Raw genomic sequence first — 21,128 nt, 5'->3', positions numbered from 1 at the left:
CGGCACGTCAGCCGGCACCACCTCCCCAGCCGCGGAACAGGTCCGCGATGGCGGCGGCGGCATCCCTCAGGACGTCGAGGACGTCGGGAAGAGCCGAGACGTCGCCACTGCTGACCCACAGGGCGATGCCGACGATGCGCAGCAGCGCGAGGATCACCTGCCCGGACAGCACGATCAGCCTGGGTACGAGCCATGCCAGGTTGAGCAGGACCGCCTTGACGACGGCGTCTCGGGTGCCGCGATCAGGCGGCGGGACGGGCTTCGGACGGTGGAGCATGGACCCTCCAAGGGGTGCTTGGCGCACCTCGGAGGGGTGGACGCCGGCGCAGCCGGCGGTCCCGCGGCGGGGCTAGCCCGTCCGTGGAACGTCTGTGGAACGACTTGTCCACAGCCTCAGAATCGCTTACTGTCGTCGTGTCGCGATCGATCAGCATGCGCATCTGCCTCCTCAGTACTTGAACGGATCAGGTCCCAACCGGCGGGAACCGGACTGGACTACGACCTGGCGACGGGGAGCCGCATGAAGGATTGTACACCGTCATGTCAATTTCGCATTTGACTTGACGTGCACCTGTCCTTTTTGTCCTGGTCTGCCCTCCTTCTTGGCCGCAAATCTCACCCGTTCGGGTGATCGAGTCGGGCGCGGCAGGTGCCGATGCACTACCTGTCCCCGGTGTTGTCTGTGGTTCTACGCGGGCACCTGGCCTTGCGTCCCGGCCTGCCGGGCGCGGATCTGCGCGGTGGTGGCCTTGCTGGCGGCCTGCCGGCGCTTGAGGGCGTACGGGCCCGTGGGCGTGTAGTGGTGCCGGACGGTGTAGCCCTCCGGTGCTCGCGCGGCCGGGATGCGCTCGTGGCGCACCGAGAGGACGTCGAGGTCTTTGAGCTCGGCGATGCCGCGCTGGACCGTCTCGGCGGACAGGCCGTACCAGGCGGGGGCGCTCTCCTGGGGCAGGTAGAAGTCCGGGCTCCTGCCCGTCGCCTGGAGGGCGACGAGGAGCATCGCCTTGCCGGCCAGCGACAGGTGTCGGTGATGCCCCTGCAGCCAGTAGTCGTGCGGCACCTGGAAGTAGGCCTCGCGCACCGGCCACCCGCCGGTGGCCTGGACCTCGGCGTTGGTCCCGAGGTGGATGTAGGGACCGCTGGCGTCCTCGAGCCTGGGCCGCACGAGGGCCTGGCGGCGGCGGCGGGTGCGCTCGATGAGCCCGTGGTCCTCGAGCTGCTTCCACGTCCTGCTGACGGAGGCCTCGGGGATTGGCACGTCTGAGGTGGCCAGCAGGCGAGCCCAGACCTTCGAGTGCCACGGCTCGTCGGGGCCCAGCAGACGCTCGAGCGCCAGGAGCGCCAGGTAGCCGTCGAGCGCGCGCGTCTGGTGGCCACGCACCAGGACCGACAGGAGCGCACCACGTTGCTGGTCGCGTCCTGCCTTGTCGTCGCGTGGGCGCTGCACGAAGGAGTTGCGGACGGGCGCGGCGGGGCGCTTGACCGCCCCGAGGAGCTCCGCCCACGCCTGACCCGGCGTGATCACGACATCGTCGCTCTCGGGCGCTTCCAGAGTGGTCGGGTCCATGCGGGCCACAGTAGCCCCGAGATGGCACCCACCGCTGACGTGGCCGCTCGACCCGCCCATCGTGACTTCGCGGCTTGACGGGTGCTGTGCAACAACCTGGAAGGCCTTGCGACATCGATACAAGGACTCTAGGACGCCTAGATGGTGTCGGACGTGGCATCGGGGGCCTGACGCTCCGCAGCAGTCCTGACGAGTCTCCGCGTCTTGGGCCGGGTCAAAATCTCCCCCCTGAGGTTCGTGACGAGGACCGACGTGACCATCGGCCCCTGCTGTCACCGGGGTCTCACTCAAGGGCTCGTTGTTGGCCGGTCGCCCTACCGTCCCGGCGCATGAGCCCGCACCCGCCGCCTCCGCCGCACGAGCGCACCTGTTCCATCCAGCGCCGCCGAGGCCGGCCGTGGCCGGCTCGACCTACCCCGACGCCCGGGCTTAGGCGCAGGACTACCTGACTGCCACCGCCAGCGACGTCGACGCACTGACCGCCTTCGCCACCCGGGACGGCCGCCATGACCACTGACCACCCCGCCGAAGCGCCAGTGCCGGCCGGACGACTCCCAGCTCCGCTGCTGAGGAAGGCCATCGCGGCAGACGCCACCGTCCTGGCCGCGGTGCACACCGACGCCCGAGCAGCAGGGATGCCCTGGCTCCCCCGCATCCACACGCTCGAGCAGACCCGGGCGTGGTTCGAGCACGTCGTCCTCCCCCACCAGCACGTCACCGTCGCCGAAGCAGACGGCCAGGTGCTGGGGTTCTCCGCCGTGGACGACGGCTGGCTCGAGCAGCTCTACGTCACCCCGGCCGCCCAGGGCCAAGGCGTCGGACAGACGCTCCTCAGGGCAGCCCTGAACGAGCACCCTGGCGGGCTCCACCTGCACGTCTTCGCCCGCAACACCCGCGCACGGGCCCTCTACGAGCGCGCCGGCTTCGTCTGCGTCGAGACCAGCGACGGCTCGACCAACGAGGAGCACGAGCCCGACTGCACCTACGCCTACCCACCACCCTGACCAGCACCCTGCGCGCCAAGAGAGGTCACCAGCGCGCACCACCGCGCCGCAGGCCTGGACACCGTCCCCGAAGTCAGCACCGAACGGCCGAGTCGGGACGGCGTTCTGGGCGCTGCTTTTGGGACGCCCGCAGGGCAGTTCCAAGGCCGTCGGAGGCACCCGCGGCCACCCGTCCCACTTCCAAGGAAGTGGGGCGAGCGACCGACGCTGCGATGGAGCCCTCGGAGCGGGCGAGCAACGGGGCTACCTTCGCAAGTTGAAGCTGTCCAGCAGGCGAGCCGCATGGCCTCCTGATCCAGGTCTCCTAGGCGGTCGATCGCCGTCCTCATCTGGTCGACGGCCCGGTCACCGGCGCCCGCCCGGGCCGGGGCGGGACCACGGCGCTGTTCAGGTATGGCACGCCGACTGGCCGGTCAAGCCCAGAGGTGGCCGTGCACAGGTGCTGAGAGGTCCAGCACCCGGCTTGCGCGTTCTGCTACATCACCCCACCGCTACCTGCTTGACTGCCCGCATGGCTTCCACCATCGCGTTCTTCAACCACAAGGGTGGCGTCGGCAAGACCACCATGCTATTCAACGTGGCGGTCGAAATGGGCCGCATGGGAAAACGCGTGCTGATGGTCGACCTCGACGCCCAGGCCAACCTAACCGCCATCGCCCTCGACGATGCGGCACTTACCGCCCTGTATCCGCCAGCACCCGCCATCGGTTCAGATACGGTCGCCGGCGCCTTCGCCCCCCTGGTCAGCGGCGCGGGCGATGTGACAACCCCTCCTGCTGCCGAGGTGCGCCCCGGGAAGGTTTGGCTCCTTCCTGGCGATATTCAGCTAACTATTTTTGAGTCAATTCTCCCGGGCGCCTGGACGGAGTCACTCGCAGGTCAGGAGAGGGGCTTTCGAGTCACTAGCGCCCCCTACAGAATGATTCGAGATGCCGCGGCCCGAGTCGAGGCCGACTACGTGTTCGTCGATCTTGGCCCCAATGTAGGCGCCCTGAATCGGGCCGTCCTCTTGGGCAGTGACTACCTGCTGGTCCCCATGGCATCCGATCTTTTTTCCCTGCGAGCCCTACCAAGCGTGGGAAGCAGCCTTGACACGTGGGTACGGCAGTGGATGACTGCCAATTCTGTCGCTCCACCCCTATCTTTTGCCGTTCCGGTTGGACTGCCCAAGGTCCTCGGCTACGTGTCACAGCAGTTCAACATCTATCGCGGAGAAGCGACCATGGCCTTCTCCTCCTGGATCGACAAGACGCCCGACGCTTTTAAGGAGGGACTCCTCGATCCCCTCGCCGTGCACGCGGACGGCATGGGTGGCACCTTGGCCGATCCGGCCGCGATCGCGAGCTCCACGGCGAAAGTTGGGGAGTTGAAGAACTTTCACAGCCTGGTGCCACACGCCCAGACGCTTCGAAAGGCCATCTTCGAGCTGGAGGCTGACGACGTCATTCGGGGCGGTCAACTCACGAGGGCACGTGACTCCGAGGTGCAATTCGAGACCCTGTGTCGAGAGATTATCGCCCGCACGTAGTCGAAGTCGCCCACGATCAGATTCTGACCTGCACACTCAATTGCCGCACGCGGCCTGCAAACAACGCGGGCGGCGACGCATCCGCGGCCGCAGACGTCGCCCGCCCTGCACTGTCATCATCGGCCCGCGTCGAATGACGCAGGAAGTTGCTGCACTGGCGGTCTAGACCGGTTGCTCGTCCGGGTCAGTGGGCAGCGTCGTAGGCCTCGAGGATCTTGTTGGAGACACGGCCGCGGTCGGAGACCTGGTGGCCGTTGTCGCGGGCCCAGGCGCGGACGGCGTCGAGGTCGCCCCGCTTGGTGCCGGAGCTGGCGCGGCCGGCGCTCGAGCGCGCGGACACACCAGCGCTGCGGCCTCCGGTGGTCTTGCGGGCGTTGCTGATCCACTCGGCGAAGGACTCTTCGATCGAGGCGGCGTGCTCGTCGGACAGGTCGATCTCGTAGGACGTGCCCTGGTAAGCGAACGTGATGGTCTGGGTGGCCTCGGAGCCGTCGAGGTCGTCGGTCAGGATCACCTGGGTCTTCTGCGCCATGGGCGCCATTCTGGCCGCATCAAGGCACGCTTTTGGGGATCCTGGCCCGGCCGGTGTTGTCGGTGGGGCTTCCTACGGTCCACCGCTATGAGCCCGCAGCCTGAGCCGCCGCCGCACGAGCACCTGCTCCACCCGGGGTCCGCCGAGGCGGGGAAGGCCGCCCGGGAGGCGGACCCGCCCCGGTCGTTGCTGGTGGGGTGCGCGCTGTGCGGGGAGTCGGTGCAGCTGGGGGTGCCGGACATCACCCCGCGGCCCCCGTGGACGGGCCCGCCGATCCCGTGGCCGGCGCTGCAGCCAGGGTGGAAGCGCCCCACCTGAGACGACAGGAGCGCCGGGGGGCCGCCGGGGTGCCGCCCGGTCTCAGCGTGCGGCGGGGTCGGTGGCTGTTGGGGTGGCGTGGTGGGGGCGCATGACGGTGGCGGGCGACGGGGCGCCAGGCGGTCCAGGGGCCGAACCGGCGGGTGCCGGTGACCAGCAGGCCAGATGTCGCCTCCCGCCCTGAACCGGGTTGCGGCCCTAGCCTGGCTCCCGTGGGCGACCGGACGCGCACCGCGCTACTGACGGTGCCTCAGCTGCACAGCACGTTTACCGACGCGCTGGCATCTGTCCTCGCCGCCGGGGGCGATCCTGCCAACACAGGCAGCAAACCACTCGACTTGACGTGCGGGCCGCCGCTTCCTCGCCAACTCCGGGTGTATCTCTTCAACGCCACCGACCACCCGTCGGAACGCAAATCGGGTGACTACCGCATTCAGATGCGGCTACCGGGTCAGCGAGCCGGCGAGCGCGGGCAGCTCGATGTGCCGGCTCAGGGACTACTACTCCTTGCTGGCTACGTGAGTGAATTCAACGTCTTCGTGCTCTGGGACGCCAGCGCCCACGAGCAGTTCCCCTTCTCTAAGGGAGTGCAGGTCGGCGCGTCCACGGTCCACCAGGCGGCCATCACCGGGTTGATGGAGCAGGGGCGCACCATCCGTAGCGCTGGCCGCCAGGAGGTGGTCGTGGCCGCCCGGCATGACCACCTAGTCGCAGCCATACAACGGCGCGACGAGCTGACCCGCGAGATCTTGCTGCGAGACTCCAGGGAGTCGCAGTGATCCGGACGGAGAGGGGGCGGTAGGCGTGCTTCGTGACAACGCGTTCGCCCCGAGCTACGACAAGGCACTTCAGAACGTCGCCGACGAGTTCTACCTCCCCTGCATGCGCGAAGCCCAGCGCTACGACCGGGTGTCCGGCTACTTCTCGTCTGCGGTTTTCGCGATTGCCTGGCCCGCACTCAAGGAGTTCGTGACGACTGGCGGCAAGATGCGTCTGATCTGCTCGCCGATCTTCTCCGGAGCTGACCTGGGAGCGCTGCGCCAGGGCCACGCAGGGCTCAGCGACGATGACCTCGGCGACGCACTGGTTAAGGAGCTGCAAGTCTTGCTCGCGTCGCAGCGTTCCAGGAAGCCGGCGCAGGTCCTGGCGGGTCTGATTGCCGCAGGCATCGTTGACCTCCGGCTGGCGGTGCTCTCGGACAGCACGGGACCTGGCGATCGACGGCTGTTCCACGACAAGGTGGGTGTCTTCACTGACGGATCCGGGGACGCGGTGGGCTTCCGCGGGTCCATGAACGAGACCTACCTAGGGCTCGCCGCCGACGGCAACCTCGAGAGCATCGACGTGTTCACGTCCTGGGACGGAGGCCGTGACGAACTGCGGGTGCTGGAGGCGCAGGAGCGGTTCGAACGGCTCTGGCGCGACGAGGTCGCTTCAGTGCGGGTGCGCCCGGTCCCCGAGGTCGCCGCGAAGGTGTTGCGCGAAGCCGGCCCGAAGGACTGGGAGGTTCTGGTCGACGAAGTCGTCGCCGAAGCGGCGGTCCGAGCCGCAACGCCGCCGGCGGCGCGCCCGATGCACGATCACCAGATCGCCGCGCTGGGCGCCTGGGAGCTGCACCACCGCCGGGGCCTGCTCGAGCACGCCACCGGCAGCGGGAAGACCTACACCGCCACCCGAGCGGTGCGCACCGTCTTGACCGAAGGCGGCACCGCGATCGTGCTGGTCCCGAGCGCTCTGCTGCTGCGGCAGTGGAACGCCGAGCTCAGCCAGCACCTGGAGGACCTGAACCCGCAGATCCTGCTCGTCGGAGACGGCCACGACGCCTGGCGACGGGACGAGCTGCTCGGCCCGTGGACCTCACCGGGCGGAAGCCGCCCCCGCATCGTCGTGGCCATGATGCAGAGCGCCGCCACCGACGCCTTCCTCAGCCGTGTCAGCCGAAGCGACCAACTGCTCGTCGTCGCCGACGAGGCACACCGCCTGGGCAGCCCGACAGCACAGAGCCTGCTGGCTCTCGACGCGCCCTACCGGCTCGGGCTGAGTGCCACCCCCCGCCGAGCCGGTGACGCCGACGGAACCGCTCGGTTGCTGAACTACTTCGGTGGCGTGCTGCCGCCGCCCTACACCCTCAGCGACGCCATTCGCGACCGGATTCTGACGCCTTACAACTTCCTCCCCCATGACGTCGCCCTGGACCCCGCGGAGCAGGCCACCTACGAGGACCTGACCAGGAAGATCAGACGGGAGGCCGGCCGCGCGGCCGCCGCATTGGAAGACCTGGGCAACAGCGACCGCCTTCGCAAGCTCGCCATCGCGCGGGCACGCGTCCTCAAGCGCGCCAGCGGCAAGGTCCCGCTGGCCGTGCGGGTCTTGAGCGAGCACTGGCAGCCTGGGCAGCGCTGGCTGATCTACTGCGACGGCCTACGTCAGCTGCGCCAAGTCCGCGCCGGCCTCGCCCAAGCCGGCCTCGAGACGCTCGAGTACCACAGCGCGATGGCCGGTGACCGATCGGCGACGCTCACCGAGCTGGAGCTGAACGGAGGCATCCTGGTCAGCGTGCGTTGCCTGGACGAGGGAGTGGACCTCCCCGCTGTTGGCCACGCCCTGATCCTGGCGAGCAGCCGCAATCCCAGGGAGTTCATCCAGCGTCGCGGCCGCATCCTGCGCCGGCACCACGGCAAGAACCTGGCCTACCTGCACGACGCCGTCGTCGTGCCCGCCGACACCAGCGAGCCGCCACCTCCCGGCGGCGACCGCCTGCTCATGGGAGAGCTACAGCGGGTGCTGGAGTTCGCCCACGGCGCCGCCAACCCGCAGGTGCTGACCCAGGTGGAGGCCCTGTGCATCCGCTTCGGCATCCCGGTCGCCCTGGATGAGGATCTGTCCGCCGCCGCAGCTGGCCTGGAGATCGACGACGAGGACGAGAGCGATGACTGAGCCCACCGAACCCGGTGACCTCCTGCCCCCGGCGACCGCAGAGGACGTCTTCGCCGTCGCGGAGGAGGTCAGGGCAGCCGACTTCGCGGGTGTACCAGCGGCCTTGGTGGCCGACGTGCTGGCGGCCGAGCGCGACAACCTGGACAATCGAACAGATGCCGCCCGGACAGTGGACCAGGTCATCGAGGAGTACCTGCTGAGCGAGCACGCCCTCGCGGGAGAGGAACCGACCCAGTGAGGCTTCTGAGGCTCGACGTCGACGACTTCGGTCCCTACCGGGGCACACAGCGCTACGACTTCGCAGGTGTGCCCGGGGTCGAACTGCTGTGGGGCGAGAACGGGCGCGGGAAGACCAGCCTGCTCAACGCCATCCGCTACGCCCTGTTCGGTGTCGTCCTCGGCCGAGCCTCAGCGCAGATTGACCTGACGACGGTAGGCAACCGCGATCACGGAAGCAACGAGCCCTCACCCTTCAAGACCACGCTGACCTTCGAACACGGCGGCCAGACGTTCAAGCTCACGCGGGCGTACGGAGTCAGTGACGGCGCCGGAGGGGTGCGGGAGCGCGTCAGCCTGGTTAGGGACGGCGACGTCCTCGGACCGGAGGAGCGCGATCAGCAGATGGCGCGACTGCTGCCCGAGCAGATCGCGCGCTTCTTCCTGTTCGACGCCGAACTCCTGCAGGAGTACGAGCAGCTGCTCAACCCGGGCAGCGACGCCGGCGACAAGCTCAAAGCCGCTATCGAGCGCATCCTCGGCGTGCCGGTGCTGACACAAGCCCGCGACGACGTCGCAGCGACGCTCAAGAGAGCGCGGACCCTCCAGGCCAAGGCCGCGCAGAAGGATAAGGCCACGCGCGACCTCGGCAACAACCTCCAGATCGCCCAGGACTACGCGGACCAGGCACGGAACAACGTTGAGGCACTGACCGAGCAGGTCGAGTCCCTCCAGACTGATGTCAACGAAGTGGAAAGATCCCTGGCTGGTAGTGCCCGGTACCAGAAGCTGCTGGCTACTCGCAACGAACGGCGACTCGAGGTCGAACGCCTGCAGCAGCGCAGTACCGAGCGCAACGACGAGCTCGCAGCCCGGGCGTCTGAGATTTGGCGGGCCGTGGCCTCCCCACTGGTCACCCAACGCCTTGCGGAGCTGGAGCGTCTGGACGACGACCTGAGCGAGCGGTACCGACGCGCCATCGAGGCGCAGCAGGGTGCACTGGCTGTCAGCACCGGCCAGTGCCCGACTTGCAAGCAGGAAGTGGGCACCGCGGCAGCCGCTCTGCTGCACCCGCACAAGCCCACTGACGATCCCGCGACGCTGCAGGCGGAGATGGTGGCGTTGCGGAGCCGACGAGCGGCACTGCGGGCCATCGGCGGCGATCCCGCCCTGATCGCCCGGCTCGAGCGCGAGGCCGACCAGGCCCGCGTCGACCTGTCCGACGCTCAAGGGCAGCTCGACGACGTCGAGGCCGACCTCGCCGACGCGCCGCCGGGCACGCTCGAGGCTGTCAGTACCATTATTGAACAGCTAGCCGGGTACAAGGCCAGTCTGACCAACACCCGGAACAGGCTCGCGGAAGCCCGCGCCGACGCCGTCGCAAAGGAGAACGCGGTCACCGCCCTGTCGGATCGTCTGCACCGTGCGGGAGCTGGCAGCACGGGCGTCGAGGACCGTCGCGTGGCCCTCTTGTCCCAGCTCCTGGCGTTGCTGACCGCCGCCGTCACGGACTTCCGGGACCGGCTACGGGAGAGTGTGGAGGAAGAAGCCACGAAGATCTTCCGGCTCCTGTCAGCCGAGCCCGACTACGACCGCCTGCGGATCAACGACAGCTACGGCCTGTCCATCCTGTTCGCGGACGGCAGCCCTGTGATCAACCGCTCGAGCGGGTACGAGCACGTGGTCGCGCTGTCACTTACCGCCGCGCTGCAAAGGTGCTCGCCCATGAGCGGACCGTTCATCACCGACTCGCCGTTCGGGCGTCTGGACGGCCGGCACAAGCGACACGTGCTCGCCACGCTGCCCCAAATCAGTGATCAGGTCATGCTCCTCGTCCACGACGAGGAGCTGGACCGGCAGATGGCGCTGGGCTTGCTCCAGGACGGCCAGCTCGTCGCGGAACACCACCTTCGGCGAGTGTCCGGCCGGCACACCCAGATCGAGAGGGGGGCCCCCGCGTGACCCAGCCTGCAGCCGCCGGCGGTACCGAGCGGGTCAACGTGGCGTTCACCCAGGCAGTGGAGCCGGTAGCCCGCCGGCTGCAGACACGGCTGCGAATGCCCAACCTGATGGACGTCGCGAGGATCGCCGTGGCGTTCGCGGTGCGCCAGGACCTTCCGCTCGGCCGGCCCTCGGACTTCGGCCCGGCGAGCAACGCAAACTACAACGTCGGGTCGCTGGACCCGGGGCGGGACCTTCGCGGTTTGGTTTTGGCGCTGCACCCCGACCTCACGGATGACCCCTACCGCGTCATCGAAACCTTGATGAATGTGGGCACCCTGGAATTGGACCGACAGGTCAACGCGGGCACCGTCGTCTCGTTGCAGGACCTACTTGTGACTTCGTAGCGTCGAGGTCTAATCATGCGGGCTGACCCAGGAGCTGGGCTCGGCCGCCGGTTCACCTCCGCGTCCCGGCGACCGCAGGCGGGCGGTCGCGCCCTGGTTCATCGTCTCCAAGACCGCCCTGACAGCAGGCAGGTCCTCGCCGTCCATGAAGCGCAGTGCCGACAGAGCCGCGAAGTCTCGGTCAAGCTCCATGGCCAGCCAACGGCGATCTGCGAGCTCAGCCACGTGGCCGGTCGTATTCGACCCGGAGAAGATGTCAACCACAAGATCGCCCGGGTCAGTCAGCATTTGCACGAAGAAGCGCGGAAGTCCTGCGGGAAAACGCGCCGGGTGGCTGCGTAGACCGAGTTGCTTGCACGTTCGCAGGTAAAAGGAGTTGCTTTCGGTGTTCGACAGTGTGAGCAGATTTGGCGGGATCGCTCCGCCATTGTCCTTACGAAATGCCTTGCCGATGTCATGTCCCGATGGCCGGACGCCCGGCGCATAGAAGCCTTCTGCGCCCTTGAGAAGTTGCTCCATCCGCGGGGAGTACGGGCCGAGAACCTTGCGGACGTCAGCCTTTGGGTGCTCGGTCTTCGACAGCCACCACACCGTATTGACTGAGTCCTTCACGCGGATTTTGCGCTTGTTCACCCACTCGATCGGCGAGGGCAGCTTGGCCGGGTTGTGCCAGAAGAACTCTTGAGCAAGGTGGTAGCCGAGCTCGTCCACGAAGTTGATCAGTACGCGGTAGTTGTACAGGCTGCGCACAGGATGCCCGCGCTGGTATGCGTGGCCGAGATCCAGCACCAAGCTGCCGGTCGGCTTCAGAACCCGCAGGGCTGCCTTACCGAAGCCGGCAAGCCACTGAACGTAAGCCTCCTGGTTCTCGTTCCCGTAGCTCTTCTCGCGCAGCAAAGCGAACGGTGGACTGGTGACGATGAGGTCCACCGACTCCTCGGGCAACAGCGCAAGCATCGCCTGACTGTCGCCCACCAGCTGCGCCCCTAAGTGCGTGCCGTACACAACGTCGTCGGGGGCGAAGACGTGCAGAAGCCCGTCGCGGGGCTCCCCCGTCGGCTGATCAGTTGTCTTAGGTTCCGGCACGTCAGCAGCCTCTCACTCTGGTTCCGGCGACCAGGGCGGCGGTCACGGTCACGTCGGTGTGCTCGGTAGGTAGATCGATGATCAAGCCGTAGTGGGTGACCCGTTCCCGCAGAATGATCATCGCCGAGGTAGGCCCAGCACCGATGATGAGGTCGCCTTCCCGCTCCCTTCCCTAGCGCGGGTCCCGATCTCAAGGGGCTCGATCAGGGTCTGCGTCAGGACCGTGACTTCGGCGACCGCGGCCAGCTCGCGCAGGTCCGCCGGGGTCGGCCGGTCGGTGCTCACGGCTGGTCCTGCGTCGCTTGCTCGAGGGGTGGCAGGCCGACGCTGGCGCGGAGCTCGTCCTCGGTGGTGCCGCGTAGGCGCTGGGGGTCCTGCAGGAGGAGGTCGACGGCGACGCGGACGAGGGTGTTGTCGGTGATCCGCTCCCCCACGCCGCTGCGGCCGCCGCCGCGGCGAGCCTCGTTGAGGGCGCGGGTGAGGTTGGCGAGCTCGGAGACCTGCCCGGAGTGCATTCGGGCCTCCCGGCGCACCAGCTGGAGGTACTTCGGCACTCCGGGACTCTGTGACTCTGTCCCTCCGTGGGCCTGCGGGTCGACGACAGGCGACGTTGATCTACTGCCGAGCAACTCGGCAGGTGCGGCCTCGGTGGCGTCGGGCTCGTCGGCGCGGTTGGAGCGGATGAGGCGGGCGACGCCGGCGGTGGGGCGGCCGTTGCGGGGTGGGAGCCCGGCGAGGGCGCGGCGCGGGGACGGTGCGGGGTCGGTGCTCATCGGGTCCCTCCTGTGGTGGCGACGGCGGTCGCGGCGGCTTCTCGGTGGGAGAGGCGGGCGATGATCTCTTCGCCGAGGGCTTGGAAGTCCTCGGCGAGGCCGGTGGCGCTGCGGGACCTGGGGCCCTCTCCCCCGGCGGCGGGCTGGCCGGCGGTGGCGCCGCGGAGCCGCTCGTACCACTTGGGGGCGGCGAGGACGGCTTCCTCGAGCTCGTAGGCGAGCAGGCCGCGGTCGCGGGTCTCCTGGGCGGCGGCTTCGGCGTGGCGGATGGCGGTGGCGAACAGGACCTCGGGTGAGCCGAGGTCGGCGGTGATGGCGGCGCGGGCGGTGTCGCTGACGCGGCGGGCGGCGCGGTTGACGCCGAACAGGACGACGCCGAGCAGGTCGAGGTCGGGGTTGATGTCGACGACGGCCTCCAGGCGACGGGCGACGTCGCGCAGTCCCTTGCGGGAGGAGGCGTCGGTCTTGACGGGGATCAGCGCCCATCGGGCTGCGGCGAGGGCTGCCTGCTGGAGGGTCTCCTGCCCGGGTGGGCAGTCGATGAGGACGAGGTCGTAGTCCTCGACGTAGCCGGCGATGGCGTCGGCGAGGGCGGTCTTGGCGGCGGCGGGGTCCTTGTGGGCTCGCATGGTCAGGCCGGCGGCGGCCATGTCGAGCTGGGAGCCGCCGACGAGGACGTCGAGGTGGTCGCGGATGCCGAGGCGGGGCGTGACGGTGGTGGAGAAGGCCAGCGCCTGGGCGAGGGCGAGCCCGTCGTCGTCGGCGTCGGTGCCGGCGTAGCCGAGCTCCTCGGCGAGGTTGCCCTGGGGGTCCAGGTCGATGAGCAGGACCCGGGCTCCCCCGGCGGCGAGCATGCCGCCGACGTTGGCGGTGATGGTCGTCTTGCCGACGCCACCCTTGCCGTTGACGACGGCGACGACGCGGCTTCCGGCGTAGGACACCGTCGACCTCCAGACTCTGTGACTCGGTGGCATTCGGAATCGAATACCCGGACTTCCTGACTCACAGAGTCACGCAGTCGGCGTCTCTGAGGGGCCAGCGACACGCCGCAAGCCTCTTTCACGCCGTCACGCAGTCTGGACGTCTGTGCCTCTGTGACTCACAGACTCTGTTGCCCCGTGCGTCTGTGGCTCAGTGTCTCTGTGACTACGTGGGCCAGGGCCAGTGGTCGAGCTGGGTGCTGGCGTCCGCGGGGGTGGGGATGCCGGTTGCGCCTTGGCCGGCGTAGGCGTGGGCGAGGAGGAGGTTTCGGGCGTCGAGGACGGCGTCGTAGTAGAGCTGCTGGTTGCCGCGGGTGTAGGCGTCGAGGATCGCGGCGATCTTGGTGGCTTGTCGTCGGGTGAGGCCGATGGCGTCGTCGTCGCCGTCGAGGGGTGCGTCGAGGAGCTGTTGGCGTAGCTCGTCGGGGGTGGGTTCGCTCATGGGTTCTCCGGGGTGGGGGAGTAGGTGGTCTGCAGTGTGCGTCGGTGGGGCGCGCGGTGGCGGTGGCCTTGTGGACGAGGCGCGTGGCGCGACGGCGTCGCGCTGGGGGCAGCATCGCCGGAGGCGATTCCGCCGGCGGCCGCCCAGGCGGTCCTCGCGCTGTGAGCGGGGCAGGTCACCCGGCGCGTGGCGCGCGCCGGGTGACCTGCGTTGTGTCTCAGTCGGTCTGCGTCCAGGCGGGGGGGATCTGGGCGGCGAGGATCTGCGTGGCGAGGGCGGCGAGGGTGTTGTCGGGGTCGGCGTTGTGGGCGGCTTCGGCGGCGAGGGCGGCGCGGGCGCCGTGGCCGGAGTACCAGGCGAGCAGTGCGGTGGCGGCCCAGGCGTGGGCGGCGGGGGAGCCGGTGGCGTGGGCGGCGGTGCGCATGAGCAGGTCCAGGGCGGCGGGCAGGTTTTCGCCGGGGCGCTGGGTGGGCTCTCCGGGGAGGGCGAGCATGGCCCGGATGGCGTCGGTGCGGGCGGTGGCGGTCTCGGGGTTGATGCCGGTGCCGTCGGTGGCGGCGTGGGTGATGACGAGGTCTCGCCAGGTGGGGTCGGTGAGGACGGCCGCGAGGTGCCCGTAGGTGCTGGGGTCGACGTCGGCGGGGGTGGCCAGGGCGGTGGTCCAGACCTGGAGGGCGTCGCGGGTGTGGGCGGGGTTGGTGGCCGGGTGCTCGGCGGTCCAGGCGGCGCGTGCTGCCTCGGCGAGGCGCCGGGCGGCGGGGGTGGCGGGGGCGGGGATGAGGTCGGCGCGGGTGGGGACGAGGGCTCGGCCGTTGGTGACGTCGGTGGCGCGGATGAGGGTGGAGTCGAGGTCGCTGAGGGGGTGCCCGGTGGGCGGGCAGCAGTCGGGGTCGGCGCAGGTGGCGGAGCCGTAGGCGGTGGGGGTGACCCACAGGGTCTCTAGGACGGGGTGGCGGGCTTCGTCGAGGGCGGCGGTGAGGGTGCTGGCGGCGCGGCGGCCGGCGGGGCGCTGGTTGTCGGGGGTGTAGGTGATGAGCAGGCAGGCGTTGCTGTGGGTGGTGGCGAGGGTGACCAGGTGGGCGACGGCGGTGGGGTCCTCGAGGGCGGGCAGGTCGATGCGGATGACGGGGCCGAGGGTGTGGCGGTTCCCGCGGAGGCCGACGAGGACGAGGGCGTCGGTGGGCTGGAACCCGAGGGTGGAGGCGACGGCGGCGAGGATCTCGCGGGCCTGGTCGATGCGGATGACGTTCATGGGTGTTCTCCCGGTGCTCGCTGGTGGGTGAGGTGGGCTGGGAGGAGGCCGTGGGGTTGGTCCCCCGTGCGACCGCCCCCCGCCCCCTCCCGGCATGGAGATGAGCGCCGGTGGAGCGGGCGTAGGCACCCTAGGGCGCGGCGTAGCCGCGAGCCGGGGTCTGCCCCGGGAGGGCGCTGCCTCGTCGGCGGGCTCAGCGACCGAGGAACGAGGGAGCGCAGCCGGGGAGGTGGCGCCCGTAGGGGTCGAGCGCAGCGAGCCCTGGCTTGCCGAGGCCGCGGAGGCGGCGAGCATCGGAAGCCGGGAGGGGAAGGGGGAGAGAAGAGCTGCGCGGCCGAAGGCCGCTCCGACGAAGGGCCGTAGGCCCGACAGCTCGAGGGCCTGGCGCTGGCGGGAGAGGGCTGTGCCCGGGCGGCGTCAGCCGGTGGGGTGCGGGCCTGGTGAGCTCGGGGTCCCGTCGTCCCCGGTGTGGGCGGGTGGAGCCGCGTGCGAACTCGGGCCGTACACGTGTGGGCGAGGGGCTCGCCACGACCTCGCCAGTCCTCCGTCGCGGTACCTGCGACGGACGGACTGGGACGGCCGCCATGCGCACACAAGTCGCCGAGCTAGACGTCGTCGTCCTCGTCGTCTTCCTCGAGCTGGTCGTCCTCGTTGACCCTGGGCGCGGAAGCTGCACCCAGGTGATGTCCGGCTCGCGCAAGACGTGGAGTAGTACTCGCCGCAGAGCGCGGCGCGGCCAGGCCCCGCAGGTGGGCGCACAGCCGGTGCCTCCGGCCGACCCGCGCCCCTGAGCGGCCCGAGCGCTCAGAGCGGACGGTTGCGTCCGGACCCCGACTCGGTGCGTCGAAAGAGCATCTGCGCGTTCACCTTGCCCTGGCTTCGTGCGTGGCCACCCCCCATGCCCGCGTCATCGAAACCGGTCTGAACCCAGACGTGGTCCAGGTGCTCCAGTCTCCAGCCCTGGGACTCGATGGCCTCGATCAGGTAGCCCGTCGACCATTGGCTGTGCTTGTAGCGGGAAGTGCGGACGCCTGAGGTCTCGCCCACCGTGACCGAGCACGTGAAGACCAACCGCCCTGCTTGGCGCGCGGCCCACGCCGACTCGTAGAGCGGGCTCGCCTCGACCTCGGGCGCTTCTGCGTACGTGGTGACGTCGCCGCGGACCATGGATCTCCCTCGTTCCTGTCCTGACCGGGCCGGTGGCGTGCTGCGGCATTCGACCACGCAAGCCGCCGCGGGCGCCCGGCCCTGGCGGGACCGGCCGCGCCGGCGCAACACCAGCTCCTTGTCGAGGCGTGCGGTCGCTGGCCCGTGGTGCGGGGGCCCTCAGGCCGGCGCAGCTCGATCATCGCTGCCCGTCCTCGTCGGTGCGGCCGTTGGTGCGGGCGGCGCGTAGCGCCGCGCGGGCGGCGGCCGCACCGGCGGCCGCGGCGGGGGCGCTGGCGCGGTGGGTCTGCTCGAGCTGGCGGCGTTCGGCGCGGGCGCGGGCCAGGGCCCGGGTGTGGTGCTGGGCCGCGGCGGAGGTCTGGGAGGGGGAGCGCTGTGGGGTGCCGGCGTCGGTGCGCCAGGCCGCCAGGCGGGATCGGACCCAGCCGGGGACGTGGCGGATGTCGGCGGTGTGCGGCCAGGGGGTTCCGTCGGGTCGTTCGTCCAGGGCCCGCAGGGTGTCGCGCAGGGTCCACCCGGCGAGCCAGAACTCGCGCAGCAGGGCGACCACCCACGGGCCGGTCGTGCATCGCAGTGGTGGGCACAGCGTTCGGGCGGTGGCAGCGGCAGCGGCCATCTCCGGCTTCGTGGCCGGTCGTTGTGTGCGGGGCCACGGTGATAGCGGTCGAGATGTTGGTGGGGGAGTGGGTTTCGCGCGCGCGCCCGCGCGGGGGTCTCCTTCGGAGACCCCTTCGGGGGATGGGGTGCCAGCTTCATGCACACCCATCGGAGCGGGGGGCGCTGCGGTGTCCTCCTGGTCGCCGGCGATGTCGGCAGCGGCGGGGGAGGGGATGGTGGTGAGCAGTCGGAGGGCGTGGGGGACGGCCAGGACGTAGACGGCGGCGTCGGCGCCTTCGTCCAGGGCCATGGCTGCGGCGCCGGCGGAGCGGCCGGTGGCGACCAGTCCGAGCAGGCCGGTCTGGCGGAGCCAGGCCAGGACGCGGGCGACGGTGCGCCGGGAGCGGCCGGTGCGCTCGGCGAGGTGGTCCCAGGTGGGGCGGGTGGTGCCCCAGGTCCAGTCGGCGCACAGGGCGACCTCGCGGGCGACCGCCAGCCAGCTGGAGGTGCGGTCGGCGCGCCAGGTCGCGACGTCGGGGTGGGAGGCGACCGCTGCGAGCCAGCGCTTCTGCGCGGGGGCGCGTAGGGATCCGCGGGGGATCGCTGCGGCGATCACCACGGGGTGGCGTTCGTAGGCCCGTCGTCCGAGCTGGGTGCGCAGGTCCCTCCGCCGCCGGCGCAGGGTGCGCGCACGGGCGCCCGGGCCACTGGGGCTGGGCGTGTCGAGGGTTGGGTCTGGCACCTGCCGGTGGGCAGGGGTTATCGTCAAGGCACAACAACGCCTCTCTGGCCGAGGGACGTACTTGGACCGGCTGGCTACCGGTCACTTGCTTCAAGACGAGGCCCCCGTTGGCGCGGGGGCCTTCGTCGTCTCTAGGGCAGTGCCCTAACTGACTCGCTGCAGAGGCAGCTCCTCGTTCTGTGGGGAAGCCACGGGTGCGTACTGGGGCACGCCGTGTGCGTTGGCGAGCACAGTCGCGACGTAGTCGCTGATGCTCAGGCCCGCCTCGTCGGCGCGGGCACGGACAACGTCACCGAGCGGCCGGAGGGGACGCGTGATGATCGAGTCGCGGTCGCCCTTGCTGGGGCGACCACCGCTTGGGCGCCGAGTCATGCAGTCACCTAAGCGCAGCCCCTGATTCAGATTCGCGATGTTCTGCGGCGTGTCGGCGATCAGTCCTGCGTCCTACCGGCAGCGGAAGTCACCACGGCGGCGGCTGCACGCAGCCAGGCGCGCTGTCCGGCCGTGCTGAGCTGCTCGTGGTCGATGCGGCCGCCGGCGGCGAGGGATGGCTCGTAGGGCAGCCGGATGGTGCGGGTGCCGCCGGTGTCGCCGGTGACGGCGGCGAAGTGGTCGGCCAGGCGAGAGCGCAGCCGCTCGGGGCTGCGGGGGCTGGGGTCGTGCAGGAGCGTCACCGCGGTGGTGAGCAGGTGGGCGTGCTTGCTCTCGGCGAGGGCGTCGAGCATCCAGGCTGCGGAGGCGCCGGAGTCCTCGCGGACGGTGGTGGTGATGACGAGCTGGTCGGTGGCGCGGGCGGCGGCCTGCCAGTTGGTGGCGCGGATGTTGTTGCCGGTGTCGACCAGGACGACGCGGTAGAAGCGAGTCAGCAGGGCGTGCAGGGCGGCGAAGTCGTCGGCGTTGACGATGCCGGTGCCGGTGGGGTCGGCCTCCGACGGCAAGACGTCGAAGCGCACGCCGCGCTGGTGGTGGACGTGGGCGTCGAGGTCGCCGGCGCGTCCGGCGGTCGAGGTCAGCTCGGGGGCGGCGGCCAGCAGGGTGCGGACGTCACCGCCGTGGCCGGCGTCCTGGCTGCGCAGGGCCATGGTGCCGCGGGTCTCGTTGTTGTCCCACGCCAGGACACCGCCGCCGCGGGCGACGCCGAGGGCGGCGGCCAGCAGCAGGGTGGAGGTGGTCTTGCCGACCCCGCCCTTGGGGTTGACGACCATGACGGTGACCGGCCCGGCGAGCTGGGCCTGCGCGGCGGTCTGGTCGGCCCGGGAGGCGAGCTCGGCGGCGCCGGGGGACAGCGGCAGGTGCAGGGAGCGGACGAGGGTGCCTCGCCAGCCTTCGCGGGCCCGCGCCGGGGCGGCCGTGGCGCCGGCGTCCTCGAGCAGGTCCCGCGCGGTGGGGCGGGCGTGCTTGGGCTCGTTGGACGCAGTTGCCTGCTGCGGCGCGGCGGCGGCGTCCTCCTGCCGGGCTGCTGCGCGACTGACGTCGGAGGGCCCGTCCTGCGCGGCCGCCGGGGGCGGGGCCTCCCGATGGTGCCGTCGGGGTGGATGAGCAGGTGCCAGGACCCGTCGGGGTCGACGACCTTGGCTAGGACGGGGCCGCCGGCAGGCTGCGCGACGGTCGTGGCGATGTGGGCGACGCTGCGGCGTCGGGCCGTGTCGACGTCGGCGGCGCTGAGCTGGGTGGAGCCGCCGTTGACGGTGATCTGGGCGGTGCCGTCGGTGGTGACGAGCACGTCGACGACCGGGGTAGTGGTGGTCGGGTCAGGCATCGGGTTCCTCCAGCGGGGGTGGTTGGTGCTGGGACGGTGAGTGGGCCGGGGGTAGGCGGTCAGCCAACCGAGACGCTGCGGGCGGCGAGGAAGGGAGCGGGGTCGGTGCGCTCTCCGTCGAGGCGGACCTCGAAGTGCAGGTGGCAGCCCGAGGAGTCACCTGCGGAGCCGACGCGGGCGATCTGCTGGCCGGCGGCGACCTGTTCGCCGACGCCGACCAGGAGGTCACGGGAGTAGGCATGGGCGTAGTAGGTGGAGACCCCGCCACCGTGGTCGAGGACGATGAGGGTGCCGTAGCTGGCGGCGGGGCCGGAGCGGGCGACGACGCCGCTGGCGGCGGCGCGGACGGGCTCGGCGCAGCCGGGAGCCAGGTCGATGCCTCCGTGCAGGCGCCAGACGTGTTTGGTGGGGTGGAAGCGCATCCCGTAGGAAGAGGACAGGCGTCCCTCGGCGGGGCGGGTCCAGCCTCCGGCGGCGACCGGGACGATGCTCGCGGCGTCGGCCTCGCACAGGGCTCGGCTGGTCGAGGCGGGCGCGGCCGGCACCTCGGGCGCGGTCGCCGGAGTCGTGACGTCGGCGGCCGGCAGCACGGCGGCCCCGCTGCTAGCGAGAGCGCCGGAGGTGGTCAGCGCGTCGACGACGGCGACGGCGGGGTCCCACCAACGGGTGTAGTGCTCGGGGTCGTCGTTGCGCTGGACCCGGTTGGCGACCCGGGTGGGGGCCATCTGCTCGCGGCCCTCGACCTCGGCCAGGACACGGAAGAAGCTCGTGGCCGAGCGGGAGGGGTCCATCCGGTCGGCGTAGGAGCCCCAGGCGCCGTTGCCTTGCTGCTGGAACAGCCCGAGCGAGGTGGTGCGTGAGCCGTCGGCGTTTCTGACTCCGCGTGTCTCCCAGTCGCCATAGTCGATGTTGCGTAGGGAGGACTCGCCCATGGCAGTCATCACGCCGATGGTCTGGTCACGGACCGAGAGCCCGGCCTGGGCGCCGGCGTTCATGATGTGCGCCGCGTTGACCAGCTGCTCGCCGCTGTAACCGGCGACCGCGCTGGTCGGGACGCCGGCGACGTCGACGAGGGCGCCGGGGGAGGTCCCGGCGCAGCGGGCCTGCTCGGCCTGCTGGCGGGCGAGCGCCGCACCGCCGAGGACGGCGGTGCCGCTCATGCACCCACCGAGCAGCACCGCGGGGATGGCGACGAGCGCGAGGACTCCGGAGGCCTTCATGGCCCCTGGCCCTCTGCGGTGGCGGCCTGTGCGGTGGCGGCCTGTGCGGTGGCGGCCTGTGCGGTGGCGGCCTGTGCGGTGGTGGCCGCGGTGGGGGGCTGCCCGGCGGGCTTGGAGAGCGCAGCGGGGGGCGTGATTTGCTCGGCCAGCCACGGTGAGGTGCCGTCCTCGCGCACCAGCAGCAGCCGGTAGGTGCCGACGTCGGTGGGCACCTCGACCCGGGCCAGCCACGCGGACGTCTCGTCGACGAGCACCGCCTCGCCGGTGACCTGGCGGGGCGGGACCTGGGCGGGGTCGACCGCGGAGTAGGCGTCCTGGGCGGACAGGGTCAGCAGCGGCGCGAGCTCGGCCCACCAGGCCTGCTCGTCCAGGTCGGGGCGGGCGAAGGCGGTCATCACCGCGCCCGCGTGCTCGAGCGCGGCCGCGCGGGCGGCGGCGTCCCACGTCGGTGACGGCGCCGGGGCGGGGTCGTCCGCGACGACGTCGTCAGCCGGGCCCGGCCCCGAGGCCGCCGCCGTCGGCGGCGCGCCGCCAGGGCTGATCGTCGGCGTAGCGGAGGGGCCGCTGCTGCACCCGGCCCCCAGGACCAGGACTCCCGCGGCCAGGAGCGCGCCTGCCCTGGTCCTGGCCACCTGCCCGCTCACCTGCCCCCGTCGGCGC

At 70.9% G+C, this 21,128-nt stretch carries 23 protein-coding genes; 10 read left to right on the top strand and 13 right to left on the bottom strand.

Annotated elements, in window-relative coordinates; all coding sequences use genetic code 11:
- Positions 1–7 precede the first annotated feature (7 nt).
- Complete coding sequence (locus tag Q0848_RS17555) at positions 8–277, bottom strand: hypothetical protein (protein WP_299039892.1); 270 nt, start codon at positions 275–277, stop codon at positions 8–10.
- Between the two features lie 411 nt (positions 278–688).
- Positions 689–1,567, bottom strand: a complete 879-nt coding sequence (locus Q0848_RS17550; protein WP_299039890.1) for a hypothetical protein — start codon at positions 1,565–1,567, stop codon at positions 689–691.
- 506 nt (positions 1,568–2,073) lie between these two features.
- Here Q0848_RS17550 and Q0848_RS17545 point away from each other — a divergent pair.
- Together Q0848_RS17545 and Q0848_RS17540 are read left to right on the top strand one after the other, a co-directional pair.
- Entirely contained in the window at positions 2,074–2,571 is a 498-nt protein-coding gene (locus Q0848_RS17545) for a GNAT family N-acetyltransferase (protein ID WP_366146670.1), read from the top strand.
- A 511-nt stretch (positions 2,572–3,082) separates the two neighbouring features.
- Complete coding sequence (locus Q0848_RS17540) at positions 3,083–4,099, top strand: ParA family protein (RefSeq protein ID WP_299039886.1); 1,017 nt, start codon at positions 3,083–3,085, stop codon at positions 4,097–4,099.
- A gap of 184 nt (positions 4,100–4,283) precedes the next feature.
- Here Q0848_RS17540 and Q0848_RS17535 read toward each other — a convergent pair whose 3' ends face one another.
- Positions 4,284–4,631 (bottom strand): Lsr2 family protein, encoded by a 348-nt coding sequence (locus tag Q0848_RS17535; protein WP_299039884.1) that lies wholly within the window; start codon positions 4,629–4,631, stop codon positions 4,284–4,286.
- An 87-nt stretch (positions 4,632–4,718) separates the two neighbouring features.
- On the opposite strand from Q0848_RS17535, the gene Q0848_RS17530 reads away from it, so the two are divergent.
- The 6 genes from Q0848_RS17530 to Q0848_RS17505 all read left to right on the top strand — a co-directional run bounded on the left by Q0848_RS17530 (position 4,719) and on the right by Q0848_RS17505 (position 10,450).
- On the top strand, positions 4,719–4,949 hold the full coding sequence (locus Q0848_RS17530) for a hypothetical protein (RefSeq protein ID WP_299039883.1): 231 nt from the start codon (positions 4,719–4,721) through the stop codon (positions 4,947–4,949).
- Positions 4,950–5,161: 212 nt separating this feature from the next.
- On the top strand, positions 5,162–5,728 hold the full coding sequence (locus Q0848_RS17525; RefSeq protein ID WP_299039882.1) for a hypothetical protein: 567 nt from the start codon (positions 5,162–5,164) through the stop codon (positions 5,726–5,728).
- Positions 5,729–5,753: 25 nt separating this feature from the next.
- On the top strand, positions 5,754–7,886 hold the full coding sequence (locus tag Q0848_RS17520) for a DEAD/DEAH box helicase family protein (RefSeq protein WP_299039880.1): 2,133 nt from the start codon (positions 5,754–5,756) through the stop codon (positions 7,884–7,886).
- A complete protein-coding gene (locus Q0848_RS17515; protein ID WP_299039878.1) occupies positions 7,879–8,124 on the top strand; it encodes a hypothetical protein in 246 nt (81 codons plus the stop codon). Before Q0848_RS17520 ends, Q0848_RS17515 begins: the two co-directional genes overlap by 8 nt.
- Positions 8,121–10,064 (top strand): AAA family ATPase, encoded by a 1,944-nt coding sequence (locus tag Q0848_RS17510; RefSeq protein WP_299039876.1) that lies wholly within the window; start codon positions 8,121–8,123, stop codon positions 10,062–10,064. The genes Q0848_RS17515 and Q0848_RS17510 overlap by 4 nt, the downstream gene beginning before the upstream one ends.
- On the top strand, positions 10,061–10,450 hold the full coding sequence (locus Q0848_RS17505; protein ID WP_299039874.1) for a hypothetical protein: 390 nt from the start codon (positions 10,061–10,063) through the stop codon (positions 10,448–10,450). The genes Q0848_RS17510 and Q0848_RS17505 overlap by 4 nt, the downstream gene beginning before the upstream one ends.
- A 9-nt stretch (positions 10,451–10,459) precedes the next feature.
- On the opposite strand, the gene Q0848_RS17500 is transcribed toward Q0848_RS17505, so the two are convergent.
- From Q0848_RS17500 to Q0848_RS17480, 5 genes are all read right to left on the bottom strand, one after another.
- Complete coding sequence (locus Q0848_RS17500; protein WP_366146671.1) at positions 10,460–11,407, bottom strand: site-specific DNA-methyltransferase; 948 nt, start codon at positions 11,405–11,407, stop codon at positions 10,460–10,462.
- A gap of 410 nt (positions 11,408–11,817) precedes the next feature.
- The gene (locus Q0848_RS17495; protein WP_299039871.1) at positions 11,818–12,309 is read right to left on the bottom strand and encodes a hypothetical protein; all 492 of its coding nucleotides are present in this window, start codon (positions 12,307–12,309) and stop codon (positions 11,818–11,820) included.
- Positions 12,306–13,250, bottom strand: coding sequence for a ParA family protein (locus Q0848_RS17490; protein WP_299039868.1), 945 nt, complete (start codon positions 13,248–13,250; stop codon positions 12,306–12,308). Before Q0848_RS17490 ends, Q0848_RS17495 begins: the two co-directional genes overlap by 4 nt.
- 205 nt (positions 13,251–13,455) lie before the next feature.
- Positions 13,456–13,731, bottom strand: a complete 276-nt coding sequence (locus Q0848_RS17485) for a hypothetical protein (RefSeq protein WP_299039866.1) — start codon at positions 13,729–13,731, stop codon at positions 13,456–13,458.
- 217 nt (positions 13,732–13,948) lie between these two features.
- On the bottom strand, positions 13,949–14,983 hold the full coding sequence (locus Q0848_RS17480) for a DUF4192 domain-containing protein (RefSeq protein ID WP_299039864.1): 1,035 nt from the start codon (positions 14,981–14,983) through the stop codon (positions 13,949–13,951).
- Positions 14,984–15,567: 584 nt separating this feature from the next.
- On the opposite strand from Q0848_RS17480, the gene Q0848_RS17475 reads away from it, so the two are divergent.
- Positions 15,568–15,774 carry a hypothetical protein gene (locus tag Q0848_RS17475; RefSeq protein ID WP_299039861.1) on the top strand — a complete coding sequence of 69 codons (207 nt, stop codon included), beginning with the start codon at positions 15,568–15,570 and terminating at the stop codon, positions 15,772–15,774.
- 13 nt (positions 15,775–15,787) lie between these two features.
- On the opposite strand, the gene Q0848_RS17470 is transcribed toward Q0848_RS17475, so the two are convergent.
- From Q0848_RS17470 to Q0848_RS17460, 3 genes are all read right to left on the bottom strand, one after another.
- Positions 15,788–16,150, bottom strand: a complete 363-nt coding sequence (locus Q0848_RS17470; protein ID WP_299039858.1) for a hypothetical protein — start codon at positions 16,148–16,150, stop codon at positions 15,788–15,790.
- 178 nt (positions 16,151–16,328) lie between these two features.
- Positions 16,329–17,363: a hypothetical protein gene (locus tag Q0848_RS17465; protein ID WP_299039856.1), complete on the bottom strand. Its 1,035-nt coding sequence runs from the start codon at positions 17,361–17,363 to the stop codon at positions 16,329–16,331.
- A gap of 557 nt (positions 17,364–17,920) precedes the next feature.
- Positions 17,921–18,694 (bottom strand): hypothetical protein, encoded by a 774-nt coding sequence (locus tag Q0848_RS17460; RefSeq protein ID WP_299039854.1) that lies wholly within the window; start codon positions 18,692–18,694, stop codon positions 17,921–17,923.
- A gap of 411 nt (positions 18,695–19,105) precedes the next feature.
- Between Q0848_RS17460 and Q0848_RS17455 the strand changes: the two genes are divergently transcribed.
- Positions 19,106–19,288, top strand: coding sequence for a hypothetical protein (locus Q0848_RS17455; protein WP_299039852.1), 183 nt, complete (start codon positions 19,106–19,108; stop codon positions 19,286–19,288).
- Between the two features lie 19 nt (positions 19,289–19,307).
- On the opposite strand, the gene Q0848_RS17450 is transcribed toward Q0848_RS17455, so the two are convergent.
- Positions 19,308–20,468, bottom strand: coding sequence for a M23 family metallopeptidase (locus tag Q0848_RS17450; protein ID WP_299039851.1), 1,161 nt, complete (start codon positions 20,466–20,468; stop codon positions 19,308–19,310).
- The gene (locus Q0848_RS17445) at positions 20,465–21,100 is read right to left on the bottom strand and encodes a hypothetical protein (protein ID WP_299039848.1); all 636 of its coding nucleotides are present in this window, start codon (positions 21,098–21,100) and stop codon (positions 20,465–20,467) included. Before Q0848_RS17445 ends, Q0848_RS17450 begins: the two co-directional genes overlap by 4 nt.
- Positions 21,101–21,128: the final 28 nt, after the last annotated feature.

This window comes from uncultured Pseudokineococcus sp. (genome assembly GCF_947495735.1).
Lineage (GTDB): Bacteria > Actinomycetota > Actinomycetes > Actinomycetales > Quadrisphaeraceae > Pseudokineococcus.
This window is presented reverse-complemented; position numbering and strand designations above follow the sequence as displayed.

Coding starts and splice junctions, on each gene's coding strand:
- Q0848_RS17555 (WP_299039892.1), bottom strand. CDS start 277: ATGCTCCACCGTCCGAAGCCCGTCCCGCCGCCTGATCGCGGCACCCGA.
- Q0848_RS17550 (WP_299039890.1), bottom strand. CDS start 1,567: ATGGACCCGACCACTCTGGAAGCGCCCGAGAGCGACGATGTCGTGATC.
- Q0848_RS17545 (WP_366146670.1), top strand. CDS start 2,074: ATGACCACTGACCACCCCGCCGAAGCGCCAGTGCCGGCCGGACGACTC.
- Q0848_RS17540 (WP_299039886.1), top strand. CDS start 3,083: ATGGCTTCCACCATCGCGTTCTTCAACCACAAGGGTGGCGTCGGCAAG.
- Q0848_RS17535 (WP_299039884.1), bottom strand. CDS start 4,631: ATGGCGCAGAAGACCCAGGTGATCCTGACCGACGACCTCGACGGCTCC.
- Q0848_RS17530 (WP_299039883.1), top strand. CDS start 4,719: ATGAGCCCGCAGCCTGAGCCGCCGCCGCACGAGCACCTGCTCCACCCG.
- Q0848_RS17515 (WP_299039878.1), top strand. CDS start 7,879: ATGACTGAGCCCACCGAACCCGGTGACCTCCTGCCCCCGGCGACCGCA.
- Q0848_RS17500 (WP_366146671.1), bottom strand. CDS start 11,407: ATGCTTGCGCTGTTGCCCGAGGAGTCGGTGGACCTCATCGTCACCAGT.
- Q0848_RS17495 (WP_299039871.1), bottom strand. CDS start 12,309: ATGAGCACCGACCCCGCACCGTCCCCGCGCCGCGCCCTCGCCGGGCTC.
- Q0848_RS17485 (WP_299039866.1), bottom strand. CDS start 13,731: ATGAGCGAACCCACCCCCGACGAGCTACGCCAACAGCTCCTCGACGCA.
- Q0848_RS17480 (WP_299039864.1), bottom strand. CDS start 14,983: ATGAACGTCATCCGCATCGACCAGGCCCGCGAGATCCTCGCCGCCGTC.
- Q0848_RS17475 (WP_299039861.1), top strand. CDS start 15,568: ATGCGCACACAAGTCGCCGAGCTAGACGTCGTCGTCCTCGTCGTCTTC.
- Q0848_RS17470 (WP_299039858.1), bottom strand. CDS start 16,150: ATGGTCCGCGGCGACGTCACCACGTACGCAGAAGCGCCCGAGGTCGAG.
- Q0848_RS17460 (WP_299039854.1), bottom strand. CDS start 18,694: ATGGTCGTCAACCCCAAGGGCGGGGTCGGCAAGACCACCTCCACCCTG.
- Q0848_RS17455 (WP_299039852.1), top strand. CDS start 19,106: ATGTGGGCGACGCTGCGGCGTCGGGCCGTGTCGACGTCGGCGGCGCTG.
- Q0848_RS17450 (WP_299039851.1), bottom strand. CDS start 20,468: ATGAAGGCCTCCGGAGTCCTCGCGCTCGTCGCCATCCCCGCGGTGCTG.